The following is a 16,515-nucleotide window of genomic DNA, read 5'->3' on the forward strand; positions in this document are numbered from 1 at the left end:
TCTTACATAATCGCTTCGGCGCGCGCTCGTATCCCCGCCACGCCTGCCCGCTTTGTGTAGTGGTTTTCATGCACCTGCATGACATAAGCAAAAGCCCGCCAGTTCTGGCGGGCCTGAGCAAAAACGATCCTCAAACGATCATGCGATTTCATGCGGCATAGACATGCACAACAGCACTAACGCCTCGCGTGGCTCGTTGTTCAACCTTGCGGACGGTAAAAACCAGTTTTATCGTCCGCAACGTTCGCTAGTGTAACCAGCTGTCATCCTCCCAGACCTGCTGCATTATTTCCATCACTCGCTTTTTGTCTTCATCCAGTTTTAACCCGCTCAGCTCAACGCCGTTGGCGCTGCCCTTACGGATACGAATTGCTGTTTTGGGATACAGAGGGCGCAAATTACGGTAAAGCTCGGATTCAAGGGCGTCCAGTGTAGCCTGGCTAATCTTCTGCTCTTTATCGATCATTATTTCAATGCGCATACAGATTCCCCTTAACTGGTTACATCCATTGACCGGCAGTATTCATGGCTGCGGATTTTCGCCATCAACTCGTCGGTCAGTTCGGACACCCACTGGATAGCCAGTCGCTTTTCTTCGTCGCTGCACTCACTAGCCGCTACAAGCTTGATAAAAAAATCAATGCGCTGGAGCTTCAACGACTCCAAAAGATAATCCTGCATTTTCCCTCCTATCACTACCACGGACATACAAATACTGTATATATATCCACTGTTTATAATTACAGTATAGTAGGAATTTGCGAATGTAAACCGTTTTTTATCTGTCAATTAGATCGCTCTGATGCGGATCAATAAGAGCAAGAATTGTTAAATCCTTGGCATCAGTACCACTGACGCCATTTGTCATCTTCCTGCAGGCGGTAGTTGCGGTAAAAAATACGCAGCCCGCCACCTGACGGAATACTGCCGCCGCGCAGAAGCAGGTCAATCTCTGACTCGCTACCATCGAACCCTCTTGAACTCAGCTCTGCCTCAAGCTGCAGGCGCTGCTGATCCGAAATATTCTGTTTGTATGCTTTTTTCCGCTTCGGTTTTACCAGCCTTAACCTGGCTGTCAGCTCCCGCCGTTCCTTCTGACCCATGTTGTGGAGATATTCCTGCAACTCCTTCTCATCCATGGTTTTAATATCGGGTAAATCACCCCCTGATTTGTTCAGATTTTCAACAGGGGGACAGTTATTGCCACGAGTCCAAGGGGCGCAAGCGCCCTGGTCGGCTGCCGCCTCCTGAACGTCAACGGCCTTACGAACCTTTTTCCACTTCACCGCGTGCGTGCAAATCTTGCCCTCCGCAATCGGGGACCAGATGCCATAGATACGGATACCGTGATCGCCGTAGGCGCTCGGCTCGTCGTTAAGCTCATATGCCGTGCGGACAAGGTGATGTTTGCGGGGAACCAGCACACCACCCTGCTTCATGATGTAGGTGGCAAAGCAGCCCGCATCAGCCGCCGCCAGTACCGCATCCAGACGCGGATTATCCAGTACCGGCGCACCCGCTTTGCGTTCGCCCTGCACTCTCGCCGCCTGACCAGCCAGCAATCGCAGCTCGCGGTATGCCTGACGCCCCGGAATACCAAAGAAGCGAAATTGCTGGACACGGTGCAGTGACGCCCAGGCGCTGACATGTTCGGCGCTGTCACGCAGTGATCTGCCGGTTTCTTTGCTGATTTCTTTAGCCAGCCCGCGCCCGTCGATGTTCTTGCTGATGTATTTGGCGATGTAGCTGGTCGGCGTGCCCTTGCGCGGGTTGATTAGCTCGGATTTGAAACGCGGCCCGGTGTTGGTGCCCAGCTCCTCGCGGTCTTCACGGATGGCAAACTTACGCAGCATCGCAGTGATGGAACGGCGGTCTTTTTTGCGCATGAAGCACAGAAGGTGCCAGTGCACGGTGCCGTCATGGTGTGGCTCTGCAACGCGGACGCCATACCAGCGCAGCCCGGCCTTGTGCATTGCCTTGCGGAAAGCGGCGAACGTATCAACCAGATAGTCACTGCTCTGGCGGACAGTGGCACTGGTCCACTTCGGATTAGGTCTGCCGTTGTTGAGGGTTGCGTGGAAGCGTGACGGGCAGGTGATGGTATAGAACACTGCGCAGTCTCCGCGCATTTCCGCGATCAGCTCCAGTCCCTTAACGCAGGCCATCATTTCATTACGGCGGTGTGCCGGGTTGCTGTTGCTGGCGTTCACCACGTCTTCCATGTCCAGCGTGTCGCCGTCCTCGTTGACCAGCTCATGCGAGCGGAAGAACTCCAGCGATTTGCGGCGCTGCTCGCGTTTGTGGATCACGGCTTCATAGCTGACATACGGGGACGCTTTCTTGTTGACCAGGCAGACGGCGCGCAGCTGTTCCTCCCGCCACTCGCAGCGCATCTGCCACAGTTTGCGATACCACCAGTCCGCGCACAGCATACGGGCCAGCGACGGTGGGATCAGTTCATAAGGCACCGGCTTGCGGCGGCGCTTTTTGCGGCGCAACTGCTCAAAGGCAGGCGGGATGACCTCAAGGCGCATCGCCTCTGCTGCAACCCTTTCCCATGCCTGGCGGATTTCTTCTGGTTTAACATCATCGCTGACAAACAGATCACCACAGGCCGCATCGAGACACATGCTCATATGTGCCGCAACCAGCGTGGAAAGGCGCTTGACCTGATCCTGATTCATTTCAGGCAGTACCAGCAGCCCCTCCAGCCCGTCATGGCTCGCCATGAACCGGAAAGAGGCAGACACCTGACTGTCACGCACGCGCTCCAGCCGCTCAAGACACGGCCTGATTGTTTCGCGCAGGTAGCGGGAATAAGCCTTTACCCTACCCAGGCTATGGAAATATTTAATCCGTTCCAGCAAAGGCTTGCTGATGTGTGGCGGCATGGCGTTAACGTCAGCCAGAATGACCAGATCAGGATTAAAACGCTGCTGCTCGCGCGCCATTTTGGTACGACTAATCAGCCGGTCCTGCTCCATTTCGCGCTGGACAGGATCACGGGATTCAATGAAGAAATAGCGCTCCCAGACCTCATCGCTCAGCGCCTCACGGCGCAGCTGCTCCTGCTCGTTATCCGCAGCGTAAAGAGCGATCAGGTTTGAAAGCGCAGACTCCGGCGCAACTTCCGCCGGGTCCAGATAGGGGTTAACCGCTTTTTTGGGGTTATTCCATGAAAAGGCCACGGCGGCCTCATTCGAGCCGCCGGTGGTTGGTGCATTATGTAATGTGAATTTACTCACTGCCACGCCCGCACCTCAGTTTCCACCGAGATATCTGGACCGGACGCCAAATCGACACCAAACCAGCCTGCTGATTTTGTGGCGATGATTTCTGCTGCAGATTTACCATCACCGGCAGCGACACCCATGCTGCGCTTTGCAATGATACGATGGCGGGTAAAGTTACGATAAATCGAACGGGTCAGGGACGTGTCGCTGTTGGACACGATAACCGGATGACCTTCTGATGACCGGCGTTCAAGAATAGACGCCAGATGATACCGATCGTCCTCCGTAAAACCGGCAGTGTGATAAGCGGTAAACGTGCCATCGTATGGTGGGTCACAATAAACAACATCACCTGTCCGCAGCAGCGCCAGTGTTTCGTCATAGCTGGCACAGATAAACGTTGCGCGTTGAGCCTTTTCTGCAAAAGCACGTATCTCATTTTCAGGAAAATACGGATTTTTATAATTACCGTAAGGGACATTAAAATGACCGCTCAAGTTGTAACGGCACAGCCCACGATAACCATGACGATTGAGATAAAGGAAATATACTGCTTTCATGAAATCAGTAATTTCAGAGGAATGATTAAATTCATGCCTAATGTTGTAATAAGCCACTTCTCTATTCGCAATCGCAAAAATACTTTTTGCGCGTGATATGAAAGCTTCACAATCAAGGGCAATTTTTTTATAAAGATTGATAAGATCTGGATTAATATCCGCGACAAGATAATGAGGATAGTCTGTTGCCATCATCACAGCACAGGAACCGGCGAACGGCTCTACCAGTCGCTGACCTGCAGGCAGATGCTTAATCAGTTCCGGCATGATGGCGGTTTTATTTCCCGCCCATTTCAAGATAGTGCTCATACAGCACCCCCGTTGTAGTGTTTGCCTTTCAGCTCTGCGATTTCCTGACAAGTGACGCAGCACTGCACGCCCGGAATGGCGCGGCGGCGAGCTGGCGGGATCGGCGCATCGCAATCAATGCAGAGAACACGGGAAACACCCGGTGCCTTATTGCGGGCGGTGTGGATGTGGCGCTGGCGTTCTTCTTCAACGCGCTGCTGTACGAGGTCCATTGAATCAGCCATCAGTGGATCTCCTGCGCTTCGTTCTGAATCTTCACAGCTTCCTGACGCAGCAGTTCAGCCGCTTCCGTGTGGTTAAGCTGACGTGACACGATACGGGCAGCTAAAGAATCCAGACGCGCAGCCATCACATCTGCGCGTCCACGGCGTTCTTCTTTGCGTGCCTCAGTCAGCAGCAGGTTGAGTCCAGCATCATCTGGTACTGTTTTAGTGGTACGGGTTTCAATATTTCGCATAGCTGTTTCTCCTGAATTTGGGCAATAAGAAGCCCGGCGGGTTTACGCCATTAATTTCTGTTGTGGGTTAATTCGGCATGGTTAGCCGCTTTGGAAATAAGCTCACCACTGCACGAAAATGATTCATTGCTTTCACCAGTTCCCGCTTTTCGTCAGTAGTCAGATCACTAATATTGACGCCGTGACGTTCTGCCGGAATTTTTGCCATATAAAAAATGGCTGCCAGTGCCCGCTCATTCTGTTTATTATTTACGTCGCGTGGATCGCGCATATCTTTAATAAACCTTTCAAGCTCCGGCTCAATATTCAGACCAAACACTTTAGCCCTCAATTCCGCAATATGGTTCAGTCCGTCCAGGCGTTTACCGGGGCTTAATGGAACAGTCGCCGTAGCGCCTTCAATAGCCATGATTTCCCCTGTTTGTTTGTGGACAGGTCAGCCAGCAGTTCATCCTGAGAGCGGCACGGGTGCCAGCGTTTGCCATCCTTGCCCATGATCCAGCCGTGACCGTAGTGCATTGCCGGGCTTTGCTTTACGAGAAGTGATGCGAAAGATGGTTCCTTAGTCAGCATAACCACCTCAGATCAGACCAAACGAAGCGCCGAGGCCCGTCACGGTATCCACCGCGCTTGCCATCGCCGGATTAGCCTGCAAACGCGCCTGCATCGAAACGGCAGCCAGAGCCATCAGACGAGTAACAGAGTTAATGCTGCTGATAACATCGCGGCGGCCTGCGGTGGTTTTCACATCACCCGATACGGCACCGGCAGCAACACGTCCGATTTCAGCAGTAGCGCTCATGACGTAATGCGGCAGCTTCTCTTTTGCCACTTCGTTCATCGGTACGCATGGCAGGCAGTGAATCTGAGCCAGAAAACCGTCAACCAGCGTGGAGTCCTCAGTAAGATCGGTAAGCAGCCAGATTTCCGGCGGCGTCAGTTGATGTGGCTGGTCCGGGTTCAGCTTATTGCGCAGAGTCTGAACATTCATCCCTGCGCGGACGGCCAGCTGTGCCATGTTGTGGCGTAGCGCGAATGACCGGCATGCTTCATCGAAATGTGGATGTTTGGAAATTCTGAAATCAAACATGTTTGTAATCCCTTTTTATCCCAAAATGGAACTATCAGGCTTGCATTGTGACTTCGCAGCCTTGGGCTGCTTCCATAGTCAGAGCGAACATGTTTACTTCGACGAGGCTGTTTACCCCCTCTTTTTTGCGGATGGGTAGGCGACCCTCACGGATCATCTGGCGGGCATAGCTGAGTTTGTAACCGGTACGGCGGCAGAACTCATCAAGGGTAATGAATGGCTCTGACACCACAAGATTGATGCTAGGACGCATTGAAAAATTACGATTCATGATGCACTATTCCTCAGTTTGCGGCGCTTTCTACACTATTCGCGAGCGTTAAACACTATTCGACAACAAATCACATTACGTAAATACTATGATCCAAAAATGGAACGGTCAACAAAAAGATTTAACGAATCGTAAGTCCATAAAACTACCGGAAGGTGGCAAGGACCCAATCGACCGCATTTGCGCTGCGTATGGCTTCACATCTAGGCAAGCTCTATGCAGGCATCTCGATGTATCGCAAAGCACTATGGCTAATAGAGTTATGCGAGGAAACTTCCCTTCAGACTGGGTTTTAATATGCGCAATGGAGACCGGTGCATCACTCGACTGGTTAGTTTATGGGCGCGGAGAAGTGCCCGATTTTGCCGCCGAAAGCGAAAAAACCCAAAATGAACATGATGCAGATAAAAAAACCCTTTTGAGATATACAAAAATTCAAAATGGAGTCATTCACCATCAAAAGCAGATTGTAGTCTCCACCGAACTGATCCCTGTCGGCACGACCTCCCCTCAGTTCGTCAGTTCTGACGGTCTGATCTGGGTAGTCGATGATTTCTCTGGAGAGCTTGTTGATGGTTTTTGGATGGTTGAAATGGATGGCGTGATCAGTATTCGTGAAATATATCGTCTTCCTGGTGGACGTGTCCGTGTTGAGAATGGGAAGGCCTCTTTTGAGTGCAGCGCTTCTGATATGAAAGTTCTTGGTAAAGTAGTTAGTAAAACGGAACTGTTAAATGCGTAGCTTAATATCATTCGCAATATTTTTAGCCTTCTCTGGCTTCGTGCTACCAGAGAGGTCTTATAGTTCCGATTCATATTCAGAAAGATATTCAATACCGGACAGTCTATATGACCAGTTGGATCAAATTGGTTTCAACGAAAACGAGCTTGAAGAAATCGCAGTAGATGGCAGTGTGCTTTCTATTAAATTTGACTCTGAAAAATTGAATACTAAAAGAGCATACAAAATAATATCCGTCATTTGTGACTACACAAGAAACAATCCAGCAGAATGGCAAGGCCTCGAATTCGCTACAATTGAAATCATGGATTTTTTACAATCCAACCGATTAATTTTCTTTGGTGGTATTAAAGGCTGCTTACGACTCCCTGCGCATCCAAACGATGAGCAAATTAAACCTTATACGGAAATAAAAAGAGGTTATTAGATATGAAAAAAATAACTGCAATAGCTACCTTAGTATTTCTACTTTTGTCCACACAAACATCATACGCACGCAACTACCCCTGCTCAGGTAAAAAAGGAGGCGTATCTCATTGCACATCAGATGGTAAGTTTGTTTGCAAGGACGGCACCATTAGTAAATCCAAGAAAATTTGCTCAAAAAACTAATTATGGCTGTATCGAAACTCACTAACGGTAAGTGGCAAGCACAGGTTTTCCCGAACGGTAGGGATGGGCGGCGCATTCGTCGGCAGTTCGCTACGAAGGGGGAAGCCCTAGCTTATGAGCGCCACATAAAAGAGCAGTCACAGGATAAGCCCTGGTTGGGTGAAAAGGCAGATAAGCGACGGGTGAGGGATCTGGTTACAGCATGGTACAACGCGCATGGCGTGACTCTAGCCGATGGCGAAAAACGCAAAGGTGCAATGGAGTTTGCCTGTTATGCCATGGGCGACCCCCTCGCAACTGAATTTAACGCTAAAATATTCTCGACCTACCGCGAGCAGCGCTTGAGCGGAAAAATAACACGCTCTGATCGAGTTAAGACAGTAACTCCACGCACTGTAAACCTTGAACTGGCTTATTTCCGGGCTATGTTCAATGAACTGAAAAGACTTGATGACTGGACCGCGCCCAACCCTCTTGAAAACGTCAGAGAGTTCAAGATTGCTGAGGTTGAATTAGCCTGGCTTACAGTTGAGGAAGCAACGCGTTTGCTGGAAGAGTGCGAGAAAAGCAAAGCAGATGACTTAACAGCCATCGTTAAAATTTGCCTGGCAACCGGAGCAAGATGGGGTGAGGCGGAAAGTTTAACTGGAAAGCAGATAAGCCCCGGAAAAATCACTTTTATCAAAACGAAAGGCAAGAAGAACCGAGCTGTTCCAATCAGTGAAGAGCTTTATGAATTACTACCCAAAAGCCGAACCTCTAAACCGCTCTTTACCGGATGTTACTCAGCATTCAGGAGCGCAATAAAACGGGCGGGAATTGAGCTTCCTGACGGTCAGCTTTCGCATGTTTTACGGCATACTTTTGCCAGCCATTTCATGATGGGCGGCGGCAATATTTTAGTCTTACAACGCATCCTCGGACATACAGACATCAAAGTCACTATGCGTTATGCTCACTTCGCCCCTGACCACCTTACAGAAGCGGTTCAACTTAACCCATTAAACCTGATAAGTGGCAGCAAAATGGCAGCACAGCGCAGCACTATGCAATACTTTTCGACAATATACGAAATGCTATGCGTTTGATTTAACTGTATATCTTTGTTTTTATTAGAATATAGTTCGGACTCATAATCGCTTGTATCAAAATGCCAAAAAAGCCAACCCCGCACTCCCACGGTGTTGGCCCTGTTTTAAAGCAGTGACGGCCACAACAGGTTAAAACACGTAACGCATACCCAGCGTAAATTCGTTGGAGACAATATGCGCTTTCATCTGCTCGTCTTTTAAGCCGCGCGCGTTAGTGAAATTGTTATATCCGCTTTCGATCTTACCCATATCGATATAGCGATAGCCCAGGTCGACATACAGACGCTCAACCGGCGTGTAGCTTACGCCCGCTCCTAACGCGTAGGTCAGGTTGCTTTGGGTGGTCGAGGCGTATTCACGTCCGGCGTTACCCTGCCAGCCGCCCGCTTTGATCTTGCTTACGCCAAGCCCTGCGGTACCGTAAACAGAGACACCGTAGCCGAGTTCATAATCGCGGTAGACATTCAGCATCAGTCGTTCAGTTTCGGTCTGCAGGTGGTTAAAGCTGTTCGCGAATGTGCTGGAGCCGCTGGTGTACTCCGTTTTTTGTTTAAAGGTGTATTCACCTTCGGTACGCCAGCCGTTACCGAACTGGTAACCTGCGGCAATCGCCGCGCCGCCAAAATGCTCTTTCTCTTTACCGCCCACAAACTGCCCGACACCCGGACGCGCGCTGGTATCCATCTCTTTCGCACGCTGTTCAATCTGCAGGTATTTTGCCGAACCGTAATACCCTTCTTCCGTATTTGCTGCCAGAACGGTAGCCGGGATCATCGCCACAGGCAGGGCGATTAAAATTGCTTTCATCTTCATCTACACTCCATTGAAAAACAGTCAGTGAGACGAATCATAAGCAGTCCCGAAAGGGCAAACTATTAGGATGAATACGCGTTTTACCTGGTAATTTTACGTAGGAATTTGTCTCGCTTTTTGTCCTGTTTATTTTTATTTCAATCGGTTACTGGTTGGGGAAAACGCAGCAGGACAATCGCGCCATCGGTGGGCACCGATTCCAGTTCCGTCACATCCAGCGCGGTGTTTTCCGGCAAGCTGAGGCTATCGACCGTAATGCGGTTCACTCGCCATGGCGTTAAGTAACTCACCAGCAGCTCACCTCTGGCATTGGTTGTGGAGCCAAACTGGTTATAGAAGCCAATGCCAGGCGAGTCCGGCACGTCCACCAGCGCAGCGGTGCTGCCGAGCTGTTGGCCCAGCGTCACGCCGCCTGCGTGTACCAGAATGCTGCCGCTGGTGTCGGCATGATAATCACGGCGCGTTCCCCCGCGCACCATACTGAGGTTCAGCTCGCCCGCGTTGTACTGATAGCCCAGGCTCGCAGAAAACTCATCATTGCGGTGTAGGGTATGCGTCGCCTGCAGATCGTAACGCAGGCTGTAATCACTCAACGCCGAACCGTACACAGTCACTCCATGGCTATCTTCCTCCCGGCTGGCGAGCTCGGTGATATAGCCGACATTACTCATCGTCCCCCAAAGGGATAAAGGCACACTGATGTTGATACCCACGGTGGTTTCATCCGGGTTTTTACCGTAGCGTTCATAACCGCCGTACAGGCTGACATCCACGTTCTGTAAGGTCGCATCCAGGCTCAGCGTCATCCCCATGCTGCCTGCGTCAGGTTCACGTGACTTCAACCCGTGCCACGACAGGCTCAGGCTGGCGTCCTCGCCAAGATTCTGGTTAAGCTCCAGCTGCCCGCGCAGCGCCCGCCGGGTGACGTCATCGTCCCAGCCATATCTCAGCAGCTCCGCCCGCGTGATTTTTTCTTCCAGCGACCGGTAATGTTCATTACGTGGATACCACTGGAGCTGGGCAGTGAGGCTGGTTTCGGTCGTAAAGAACGCTTTGGCATAGCGCAGACGCCACACCTTGCCCCGTAGCGTCTCCGCCTCTTGCGTATAGCGAGCCGCGCTGACATCTGCGGAAAACGCCCCCCACCGCCCGAGGTTAGCGCCAAAACCCGCGACCTGGCTGAAATAGTGCTCCCCTTGCTGCAGGCCGGCAAACACGGTGACCTGCGGGGCAACTCCCCACGAGAACGTACTCTGCCAGAAGCGATCCGTGTCCCTGTCGATACCGTGAAAAGGCTTATACCGACCGGCGGCCAGTTCGTAGCTAAAGAGCCCGTGATGCACCAGATTAGGCATGCTGGAATAAGGCAGCAGGCGGGTACGCTCCGTACCGTCGCTCTCCTGCACCGTCAGCTCCAGGTTGCCGTCCGGGTCCGGCGGATAAAAATCGCGAATGGTAAACGGCCCGGGCGGGACGTGAATACGGTAAACACGTACCCCGTTCTGGTGAATGGTGACTTCCGCCTCTGTGCGGGCATAGCCGTTGATCCACGGGGAATAGGGTCGCCAGCTATCAGGGTACATCGCCTCGTCACTGGCGAGTGATGCACCGCGAAACGCCAGGCTGTCGAACATATTTGAAGAGGTATTGCCGTCGCCCAGCGTCACGCGCGAACGCAGCGGTGTGATGCTGCGCCAGAGCGACATCGCATTGGTGTACGAACCGTGTTGCCCCTCTTTTTCACGCCAGAAGGTGTTTTGATAACGCAAACGCCAGGGGCCCACATTAAGGCCGTTGTCCAGGCTCAGCGTAGCGTCAGTACCGGAACGCTCCCAGTCATACCGCGCCTGGCTGTTATCCGCATCCAGACAGTAGTTGATAAACAGTGCGTTGATGCCATCATCCCAGCGGCTGGTGCTGACGCCGTTCTGCTGCGGGCTAATGGCGTCTGTCGGGAACAGAAGCGTCAGCAGTTGCGCCTGCGGGCGATACCAGTATTTGAGGTTAAACTGCTCTGCAGACTGTGGTGTCAGGCACCCTTTGGCATCCCAGACCAGACGCGCAAGCACCGCGTCACGTACACCCCACTCCTCCATCAGCGGCTGGCTAAGGCAAGGCCCTGAGGCAGACACCTCAAACGAAATCGCCCCTTTATAGAGGTTATTGAGGATCACCCACGTCTTTTGGCTTACCGCACGACTTTCTGCCATGGCGAACAGCAGCATAAAACAGAGAAGACGGAGTAACGTCATGATGGCAGGCAGCGCAAAAAGGTGAGGAGGCTCACGCCCCCTCACCTGTTTTACAAAAAAGCGTTATTTCTGCAGGGAGGCAAGCGCGGCGCGTGCGCGGCTCAGCTCTTGCTGAATGCTGCTCAGATCGCTCTGTTTTTCAGCCAGTTTGCGCTGGTATTTCGCCACTTTCTTGCTGTCGCCTTTGGCTTTCGCTTCACGCAGATCGGCCTGAACCTCGGCAATATCTTCGCGCTTCTCGGCCAGTTTCTTCTCCAGCTTCTTCACCTCTTTTTGCGCGTCAGCCTGTACGCTTGCCGGGGTGCAGTGCGCTTTCACTTCAGCCAGCGCTTTTTTCAGGCCGTTGACCTTGTAGGTATTACCGTACTGCTGGGCGATACGGATCTCTTTTTCCAGTGCCGCGGCTTTGGCAGAGCAGCTTTCTGCCGCCTGGGCGGAGGTGAACATACCAACAGAAGCAATAACGGCCAGCGCGGATACGAGTTTTTTCATCGGGATATCTCCTTTATATGTGAACGTCCTCGAATAAAAGAGTACCCCGGCGGACGGGAAGCTTACGCTGTACGCCCGTCCTCATTCTGCTGTAGGACGGTCTCGCCCGGTTGTAGTCCCGTCTCGCGCCAGCGCTGTAATGCGGCCCTTAATGCCTGAATCTCCTCCTCAAGCTGACGGATGCCGCCGCTGTCGGCAGCCTGCTCCTGCTCCAGACAGCGCGCCTCAAGCGCCGTCATACCGAGCAGTTGAATACCGCCCCGCAGCCGGTGCAGCGCCTCCTTCAAGGGTGTACCGGGGTCCTTTCGCCACAGCGCAATATCGCCCAGCGTCTCCTCCAGCACGGTTATCTGCAAATCCAGAAACGTTGCCAGATGCTCACCGTCCAGCAGTGCTGGGGGGAGCGTGATGGAATATAGCGAAGCAACCGGCGATTTACCGGAGGGGGCCAGAGGGGCAAGCAGATTTTCCAGCGCAACCAGCGTGACCGGCTTGAAGATACAGTCGCGCATGCCTGCTTCCCGCGCCTCATCCCGCACGGATTCACGCGCGTCCGCCGTCATGCCAAACACCGTGACACTGGGGTAATGTTCATTGATGATGCGCGACAGGGCATAGCCACTCATCTCGGGCATGTTGCAGTCGGTGATCACCGCGTCCGGCTGTCGGATTGCCAGGCTCTCAAGCAGCTTTGCCGGGCTGTCGTGCTGGGTGACCGCATGCCCCAGCCACTCAAGCTGCTGGGTAAGCAGCATCCGCCCGACCGGATTATCATCTACCACCATGATGGTCAACGCTGCGCGTTTGCCGGGTGGCACACAAGCTTTAGTCTCTTTCTCTGGCAGTGCGGCCATGACGGGCAGCCTGAGCGTCACCGTGACCGTTGTCCCCTCACCCGGCACGCTGTTCAGCGTCAGATCCCCGTCCATCATGTCCGCGAGCTGGCGGCAGATATAAAGCCCCAGCCCACTGCCCTGCGCCCGGGTACGGCTCTCACCCTGACTAAAAGGCTGGAACAGACGCTGTTGCGTCGCGATATCAATCCCCTCGCCGGTGTCTGCTATTGTCAGTTCCAGCAGCATAAACTCACCGTTCTGCCATTGCGGCTGCGCCCGCAGCATCACCTGACCGTGGTCGGTGAATTTAATGGCGTTACCCAGCAGGTTGGTGACGATCTGACGAAAACGCATCACATCGATCAATACGTCCCCTTTCAGGGCGGTATCCATTTCCAGCATCAGCTTCAATGATTTCTGCGCCGCCAGCCCCTCAAACTGCGACACCGTTCCTTCAATCAGGTTTCGAAGCGAGGCGCGCTCCGGGCGGAGCACCAGACGGCCGGACGCAATACGCTCCACATCCAGGATATTCCCGATAAGCAGCAACAGCGACTGCGCCGCGTCCCAGGCGACCCGTATCGACTGCGGGTTTTGCGGGGCATGGTCGGGACGTTTCATCACCAGCTCCAGCATGCCGATAATGGCGCTGACGGGCGTGCGAATTTCATGGCTCATGGTCGCCAGAAAGGCGCTTTTTCCCCGACGGGCTCGCTCTGCGCGCTGTTTCGCCGCACGCAGCGTCTGAATAAGCTTGCGGATGCGCGCCTGTTGGATGCGCCGCCGACGGTAGATCCATCCTGCCACCAGCGCCAGCAAGGCCAGACCGGCGGCGGTGAACGTCACCAACCACGTTATCGACAGCGCCGACGTCGACACAGAGGCAAACGCATTGCCCGTATTACTGCCGCGCGTCAGGGCGTGGAGATCTTCCGGCGGGATGTTGATCAGCGCTTTATTTAGAATGGTGATCAGCGGCCAGGCCTGCCGCGATGCGCCAAAGGCAAAGCGCAACGGTTCGGCATCGATGCTGGCGAGAATTTTCAGTGAGGCAAACTCTTTGCGGGTGAGCTGGGCGTTGGCAATGATCAGCGGCACCACCATCATGTCGTTTTTATCCTTCACCACGCTGTTAAAACCCTGCCACCAGGTATCGACCTTCGCCGTCTGGCCGCTATTTTGTCGGCCAAGCCAGCCATCTGGCGCTTCACCGCGCAGGCTCACCACACGGGGCTGAAGCGCCTCCTTCCCCGGGAGAGCACGTCCAACCATAACCCAGGAGTTATACAACCAGGTTCGGGTGGTGAGGAGATCCGCCTGCCAGATCCCCTCCTGCGTGACGCCTGCAATCAGCTCGGCCTCTCCGCGATTTATGGCCCTGAAGGCGGCGGCCTGGCTGGGATAACGGCGGATCTCAAAGGTAAACCCGGTACGCAGGCGGAGCGCGGTCAGCAGATCCGCCAGGATGCCGCGCAACTGCCCGCGCTCGTTGAAAAAGGCAATGGGGGCGTTATCCTGCGCCACCGCGACGCGGATCCGGGAATGTTCTTTGATCCATTTATGTTCGAGCGAGGTGTAACGCGGTGGCTCTTCGCTCAGGGAAAGCGGGATCCCCCCGCTCCAGCGACGGTGGATCTCCACCCCCGCGTTCTCCGGCAGCGCCGTCAGCATCTTGTTGAGGATCGCGATCCAGACCGCCATCTTTGGCATCGCGGCGAACGAGAATCCCGACGCCTCGAACGTGTCCGCCACCGGACGAATACTGAGATTGCTTAAATTGGACTGACTCGCCAGATAGCGCGCGGTGATCGCATCGCTGAAGAACAGATCGATTTCACGAAACGCCAGCGCCTCCAGCGCATGTCGCGTGGAGGAGAAATTCACAATGTCAGCCCCCGGATAACGGGCCAGCACGTCGCTGCGGCTGTAGACAGGCGAAACGGCGATCCTTTTCACCGGCTCATCGGGCGAGGCATCGGTATTCACCACTTCAACCGGGATGTTGTCGCTGTAGGGTACACTCAGCATCAGCCCCTGTTTTTGCTGGCTATCCCCTGCCTGAGGCATAAAATCCGCCTTGCCTGCCCGCAATGCTGACAAGGCATCGTCATAGGTGGGATAACGCACCACCTCGATCTCCAGACCGAGGTTTTCCGCCACCAGCCCGGTGAAATCCGCATTGATACCACCGTAATCATTCAGCCCGGTGGTGATGTCGTAAGGGGGCATCATCGGCTCCCAGACCGCCAGACGGATTTTGCGGTGTTCGCGCACCCAGCGCCATTCGCTACCGCTGAGTCCCGGCTCGATCACCTTTTCATGGCTACGCGCCAGCAGGCGAAGGGATTCCCCCGGTTGCGTGGCGCACACGGTAAAGGCAATACAAAAAAGCAGGATAAAGGTAACGGCTCTCACGTCTCTGGCTCTGAAGTATCAATAAGATCGAAAAGTTGTTCAAAATGCGCAAAGCCGCTTTTTTTCATCATTCGTGCCTTATAGGTGCTGATGGTTTTGTTGCTGAGCGCCAGCCGGTCGGCAATCTCCTTGTTGCTTTTGCCCTGCTTCAGATAGTTCAGCACCGCGATTTCACGATCGGAGAAACTCGCCAGCAGCGCCCGGGTATCATGTTGTATTTCAGTAGCCTCGACGATTTTCGTGAACGTCTCTTCCGGGAAACAGTGATAGCCGTCCAGCAGCAGCTGGCAAACCGGCTCGACGCGCTCCAGCGCCAGGCTTTTATTGATAAACCCGCTCGCCCCGGCCTTCAGCGTGCGCAGTGCGTAGATCCCCGCAGACTGGTTGGTATAAACCAGCACCCTGAGCGCAGGGAAGTGGTGCTTGATACGCGGAAGAAGATCCAGCCCGTCAGCGTTTTTGAGTTCCAGATCGAGGATCAGCAGCGACGGCTGTTCACGATGCAGCAGCGCCAGCAGGTTCTCGCCGGAGGATGTCGTCACGGTAAAATCCGGATTCTTTTCCAGCAGCACCTTGAGCGCAAAGCAGATTGCCGGATGGTCATCCACAAGCAGTATTTTTGTCATTGGTGTTTATTCTTTCCTGAGGCATTAACGGCTCCATTACACGCTATACACCATAGCCTACCACGTGTTGAATCAGGACAAGGTTTGTCTGGTTTGAGAATAATTCAGAAAAAATACGAAATACACGACCACAACCTACTTTTCATTAGGCATAATGATTTAAATAAATGGGTTTGGAATTTAAATGCCGGATATAACAGGGTTGGTTTAATGCAGCAAAACGCTAAACCTGTCCTGTGATGAAAAAGGTTCTGGAAACCTCAGTCACAAACTCGAAATCACTTATCAGGCCATGAGAATGACTCAGAAAAACAGGCGAAACAGAACTTTCCTTCCTTTCAAAACAAGCAGTCTGGATACTTTGTATTTTTGTTTTATCATCCTTACCCTCAATTAATGAGAGCAGGAAATGCATACCATCCGAATGGATGATGAGCGTTTTTTGATTATCAACATCTACAATATTAACGCTTCCCGTATTCCTCCTGAGCTGATGAAGCGCATCGTAAACATCTGACCATAAGGGGAAGTCCTTTTTACTTAAACCTGTATTTGCGCAAAACAGGGAAAGCTTCATTTTCATCGTTTGTCCTTTAACAATGTTGTTTGCTACGTATTTTAACATGGAAGATGAACAATCCAGAGCAGGATAAAGTGATGTCGCTGGCAAATTACACATTTTAGGAATTTTATGGTAAACCGGGCATAGGGGGGCG

At 53.0% G+C, this 16,515-nt stretch carries 21 protein-coding genes; 4 read left to right on the forward strand and 17 right to left on the reverse strand.

Translation table 11 applies throughout. From position 1 onward, the window contains the following. Positions 1–2 precede the first annotated feature (2 nt). The 11 genes from ECL_RS27530 to ECL_RS22145 all read right to left on the reverse strand — a co-directional run bounded on the left by ECL_RS27530 (position 3) and on the right by ECL_RS22145 (position 5,920). The gene (locus tag ECL_RS27530) at positions 3–152 is read right to left on the reverse strand and encodes a hypothetical protein (RefSeq protein ID WP_013098802.1); all 150 of its coding nucleotides are present in this window, start codon (positions 150–152) and stop codon (positions 3–5) included. 95 nt (positions 153–247) lie between these two features. After that, a complete protein-coding gene (locus tag ECL_RS22100; protein ID WP_001217561.1) occupies positions 248–481 on the reverse strand; it encodes a DinI family protein in 234 nt (77 codons plus the stop codon). 11 nt (positions 482–492) lie between these two features. Then, the gene (locus ECL_RS22105) at positions 493–681 is read right to left on the reverse strand and encodes a hypothetical protein (protein WP_001154443.1); all 189 of its coding nucleotides are present in this window, start codon (positions 679–681) and stop codon (positions 493–495) included. A gap of 161 nt (positions 682–842) precedes the next feature. Beyond that, complete coding sequence (locus ECL_RS22110) at positions 843–3,251, reverse strand: replication endonuclease (protein WP_013098803.1); 2,409 nt, start codon at positions 3,249–3,251, stop codon at positions 843–845. Beyond that, positions 3,242–4,102 carry a DNA adenine methylase gene (locus tag ECL_RS22115; RefSeq protein WP_013098804.1) on the reverse strand — a complete coding sequence of 287 codons (861 nt, stop codon included), beginning with the start codon at positions 4,100–4,102 and terminating at the stop codon, positions 3,242–3,244. Before ECL_RS22115 ends, ECL_RS22110 begins: the two co-directional genes overlap by 10 nt. Then, the gene (locus ECL_RS22120; RefSeq protein ID WP_013098805.1) at positions 4,099–4,326 is read right to left on the reverse strand and encodes a TraR/DksA family transcriptional regulator; all 228 of its coding nucleotides are present in this window, start codon (positions 4,324–4,326) and stop codon (positions 4,099–4,101) included. The genes ECL_RS22115 and ECL_RS22120 overlap by 4 nt, the downstream gene beginning before the upstream one ends. Beyond that, positions 4,326–4,559 carry a DUF2732 family protein gene (locus tag ECL_RS22125; RefSeq protein ID WP_013098806.1) on the reverse strand — a complete coding sequence of 78 codons (234 nt, stop codon included), beginning with the start codon at positions 4,557–4,559 and terminating at the stop codon, positions 4,326–4,328. Before ECL_RS22125 ends, ECL_RS22120 begins: the two co-directional genes overlap by 1 nt. A 67-nt stretch (positions 4,560–4,626) precedes the next feature. Further along, entirely contained in the window at positions 4,627–4,968 is a 342-nt protein-coding gene (locus ECL_RS22130) for a DUF5347 domain-containing protein (protein ID WP_013098807.1), read from the reverse strand. Continuing rightward, positions 4,932–5,132, reverse strand: coding sequence for a phage filamentation protein Fil family protein (locus ECL_RS22135; protein WP_072072160.1), 201 nt, complete (start codon positions 5,130–5,132; stop codon positions 4,932–4,934). Before ECL_RS22135 ends, ECL_RS22130 begins: the two co-directional genes overlap by 37 nt. Before the next feature lie 7 nt (positions 5,133–5,139). Beyond that, positions 5,140–5,649, reverse strand: coding sequence for a phage regulatory CII family protein (locus tag ECL_RS22140; RefSeq protein WP_013098809.1), 510 nt, complete (start codon positions 5,647–5,649; stop codon positions 5,140–5,142). 34 nt (positions 5,650–5,683) lie between these two features. After that, the gene (locus ECL_RS22145) at positions 5,684–5,920 is read right to left on the reverse strand and encodes a hypothetical protein (RefSeq protein ID WP_013098810.1); all 237 of its coding nucleotides are present in this window, start codon (positions 5,918–5,920) and stop codon (positions 5,684–5,686) included. Between the two features lie 88 nt (positions 5,921–6,008). Between ECL_RS22145 and ECL_RS22150 the strand changes: the two genes are divergently transcribed. The 4 genes from ECL_RS22150 to ECL_RS22160 are packed head-to-tail and all read left to right on the forward strand — an operon-like array spanning position 6,009 to position 8,362. Continuing rightward, on the forward strand, positions 6,009–6,662 hold the full coding sequence (locus ECL_RS22150; RefSeq protein WP_072072161.1) for a phage repressor protein CI: 654 nt from the start codon (positions 6,009–6,011) through the stop codon (positions 6,660–6,662). After that, positions 6,655–7,089, forward strand: coding sequence for a hypothetical protein (locus ECL_RS22155; RefSeq protein WP_044157615.1), 435 nt, complete (start codon positions 6,655–6,657; stop codon positions 7,087–7,089). The genes ECL_RS22150 and ECL_RS22155 overlap by 8 nt, the downstream gene beginning before the upstream one ends. Positions 7,090–7,091: 2 nt before the next feature. Beyond that, positions 7,092–7,274, forward strand: a complete 183-nt coding sequence (locus ECL_RS27915; RefSeq protein WP_072072162.1) for a YdcA family protein — start codon at positions 7,092–7,094, stop codon at positions 7,272–7,274. A gap of 2 nt (positions 7,275–7,276) precedes the next feature. Beyond that, positions 7,277–8,362, forward strand: a complete 1,086-nt coding sequence (locus ECL_RS22160) for a phage integrase (RefSeq protein ID WP_013098812.1) — start codon at positions 7,277–7,279, stop codon at positions 8,360–8,362. Between the two features lie 132 nt (positions 8,363–8,494). Here the strand turns inward: ECL_RS22160 and ECL_RS22165 are convergent, their stop codons facing one another. The 6 genes from ECL_RS22165 to ECL_RS22190 form a co-directional block, all read right to left on the reverse strand. Beyond that, the gene (locus tag ECL_RS22165; RefSeq protein ID WP_013098813.1) at positions 8,495–9,178 is read right to left on the reverse strand and encodes an outer membrane protein; all 684 of its coding nucleotides are present in this window, start codon (positions 9,176–9,178) and stop codon (positions 8,495–8,497) included. 137 nt (positions 9,179–9,315) lie between these two features. Beyond that, positions 9,316–11,430, reverse strand: a complete 2,115-nt coding sequence (locus tag ECL_RS22170; RefSeq protein WP_109455526.1) for a fimbria/pilus outer membrane usher protein — start codon at positions 11,428–11,430, stop codon at positions 9,316–9,318. A gap of 63 nt (positions 11,431–11,493) precedes the next feature. After that, positions 11,494–11,922, reverse strand: coding sequence for a DUF1090 domain-containing protein (locus ECL_RS22175; RefSeq protein WP_013098815.1), 429 nt, complete (start codon positions 11,920–11,922; stop codon positions 11,494–11,496). Positions 11,923–11,984: 62 nt separating this feature from the next. Next, entirely contained in the window at positions 11,985–15,173 is a 3,189-nt protein-coding gene (locus ECL_RS22180; protein WP_013098816.1) for an ATP-binding protein, read from the reverse strand. Then, complete coding sequence (locus ECL_RS22185; RefSeq protein ID WP_013098817.1) at positions 15,170–15,799, reverse strand: response regulator transcription factor; 630 nt, start codon at positions 15,797–15,799, stop codon at positions 15,170–15,172. Before ECL_RS22185 ends, ECL_RS22180 begins: the two co-directional genes overlap by 4 nt. A 223-nt stretch (positions 15,800–16,022) precedes the next feature. Further along, complete coding sequence (locus ECL_RS22190) at positions 16,023–16,382, reverse strand: hypothetical protein (protein WP_226835174.1); 360 nt, start codon at positions 16,380–16,382, stop codon at positions 16,023–16,025. Positions 16,383–16,515: the final 133 nt, after the last annotated feature.

Origin of the sequence: Enterobacter cloacae subsp. cloacae ATCC 13047, from assembly GCF_000025565.1 — a bacterium.
GTDB classification, from domain to species: Bacteria; Pseudomonadota; Gammaproteobacteria; order Enterobacterales; family Enterobacteriaceae; genus Enterobacter; species Enterobacter cloacae.

Excerpts from the sequence above, each read along its gene's own strand:
- ECL_RS22100 (WP_001217561.1), bottom strand. The coding sequence starts at position 481 with ATGCGCATTGAAATAATGATCGATAAAGAGCAGAAGATTAGCCAGGCT.
- ECL_RS22115 (WP_013098804.1), bottom strand. The coding sequence starts at position 4,102 with ATGAGCACTATCTTGAAATGGGCGGGAAATAAAACCGCCATCATGCCG.
- ECL_RS22120 (WP_013098805.1), bottom strand. The coding sequence starts at position 4,326 with ATGGCTGATTCAATGGACCTCGTACAGCAGCGCGTTGAAGAAGAACGC.
- ECL_RS22165 (WP_013098813.1), bottom strand. The coding sequence starts at position 9,178 with ATGAAGATGAAAGCAATTTTAATCGCCCTGCCTGTGGCGATGATCCCG.
- ECL_RS22140 (WP_013098809.1), bottom strand. The coding sequence starts at position 5,649 with ATGTTTGATTTCAGAATTTCCAAACATCCACATTTCGATGAAGCATGC.
- ECL_RS22135 (WP_072072160.1), bottom strand. The coding sequence starts at position 5,132 with ATGCTGACTAAGGAACCATCTTTCGCATCACTTCTCGTAAAGCAAAGC.
- ECL_RS27915 (WP_072072162.1), top strand. The coding sequence starts at position 7,092 with ATGAAAAAAATAACTGCAATAGCTACCTTAGTATTTCTACTTTTGTCC.
- ECL_RS22155 (WP_044157615.1), top strand. The coding sequence starts at position 6,655 with ATGCGTAGCTTAATATCATTCGCAATATTTTTAGCCTTCTCTGGCTTC.
- ECL_RS22130 (WP_013098807.1), bottom strand. The coding sequence starts at position 4,968 with ATGGCTATTGAAGGCGCTACGGCGACTGTTCCATTAAGCCCCGGTAAA.
- ECL_RS22145 (WP_013098810.1), bottom strand. The coding sequence starts at position 5,920 with ATGAATCGTAATTTTTCAATGCGTCCTAGCATCAATCTTGTGGTGTCA.
- ECL_RS22150 (WP_072072161.1), top strand. The coding sequence starts at position 6,009 with ATGATCCAAAAATGGAACGGTCAACAAAAAGATTTAACGAATCGTAAG.
- ECL_RS22125 (WP_013098806.1), bottom strand. The coding sequence starts at position 4,559 with ATGCGAAATATTGAAACCCGTACCACTAAAACAGTACCAGATGATGCT.
- ECL_RS27530 (WP_013098802.1), bottom strand. The coding sequence starts at position 152 with ATGAAATCGCATGATCGTTTGAGGATCGTTTTTGCTCAGGCCCGCCAG.
- ECL_RS22160 (WP_013098812.1), top strand. The coding sequence starts at position 7,277 with ATGGCTGTATCGAAACTCACTAACGGTAAGTGGCAAGCACAGGTTTTC.
- ECL_RS22105 (WP_001154443.1), bottom strand. The coding sequence starts at position 681 with ATGCAGGATTATCTTTTGGAGTCGTTGAAGCTCCAGCGCATTGATTTT.
- ECL_RS22170 (WP_109455526.1), bottom strand. The coding sequence starts at position 11,430 with ATGACGTTACTCCGTCTTCTCTGTTTTATGCTGCTGTTCGCCATGGCA.
- ECL_RS22175 (WP_013098815.1), bottom strand. The coding sequence starts at position 11,922 with ATGAAAAAACTCGTATCCGCGCTGGCCGTTATTGCTTCTGTTGGTATG.
- ECL_RS22190 (WP_226835174.1), bottom strand. The coding sequence starts at position 16,382 with ATGAAAATGAAGCTTTCCCTGTTTTGCGCAAATACAGGTTTAAGTAAA.
- ECL_RS22185 (WP_013098817.1), bottom strand. The coding sequence starts at position 15,799 with ATGACAAAAATACTGCTTGTGGATGACCATCCGGCAATCTGCTTTGCG.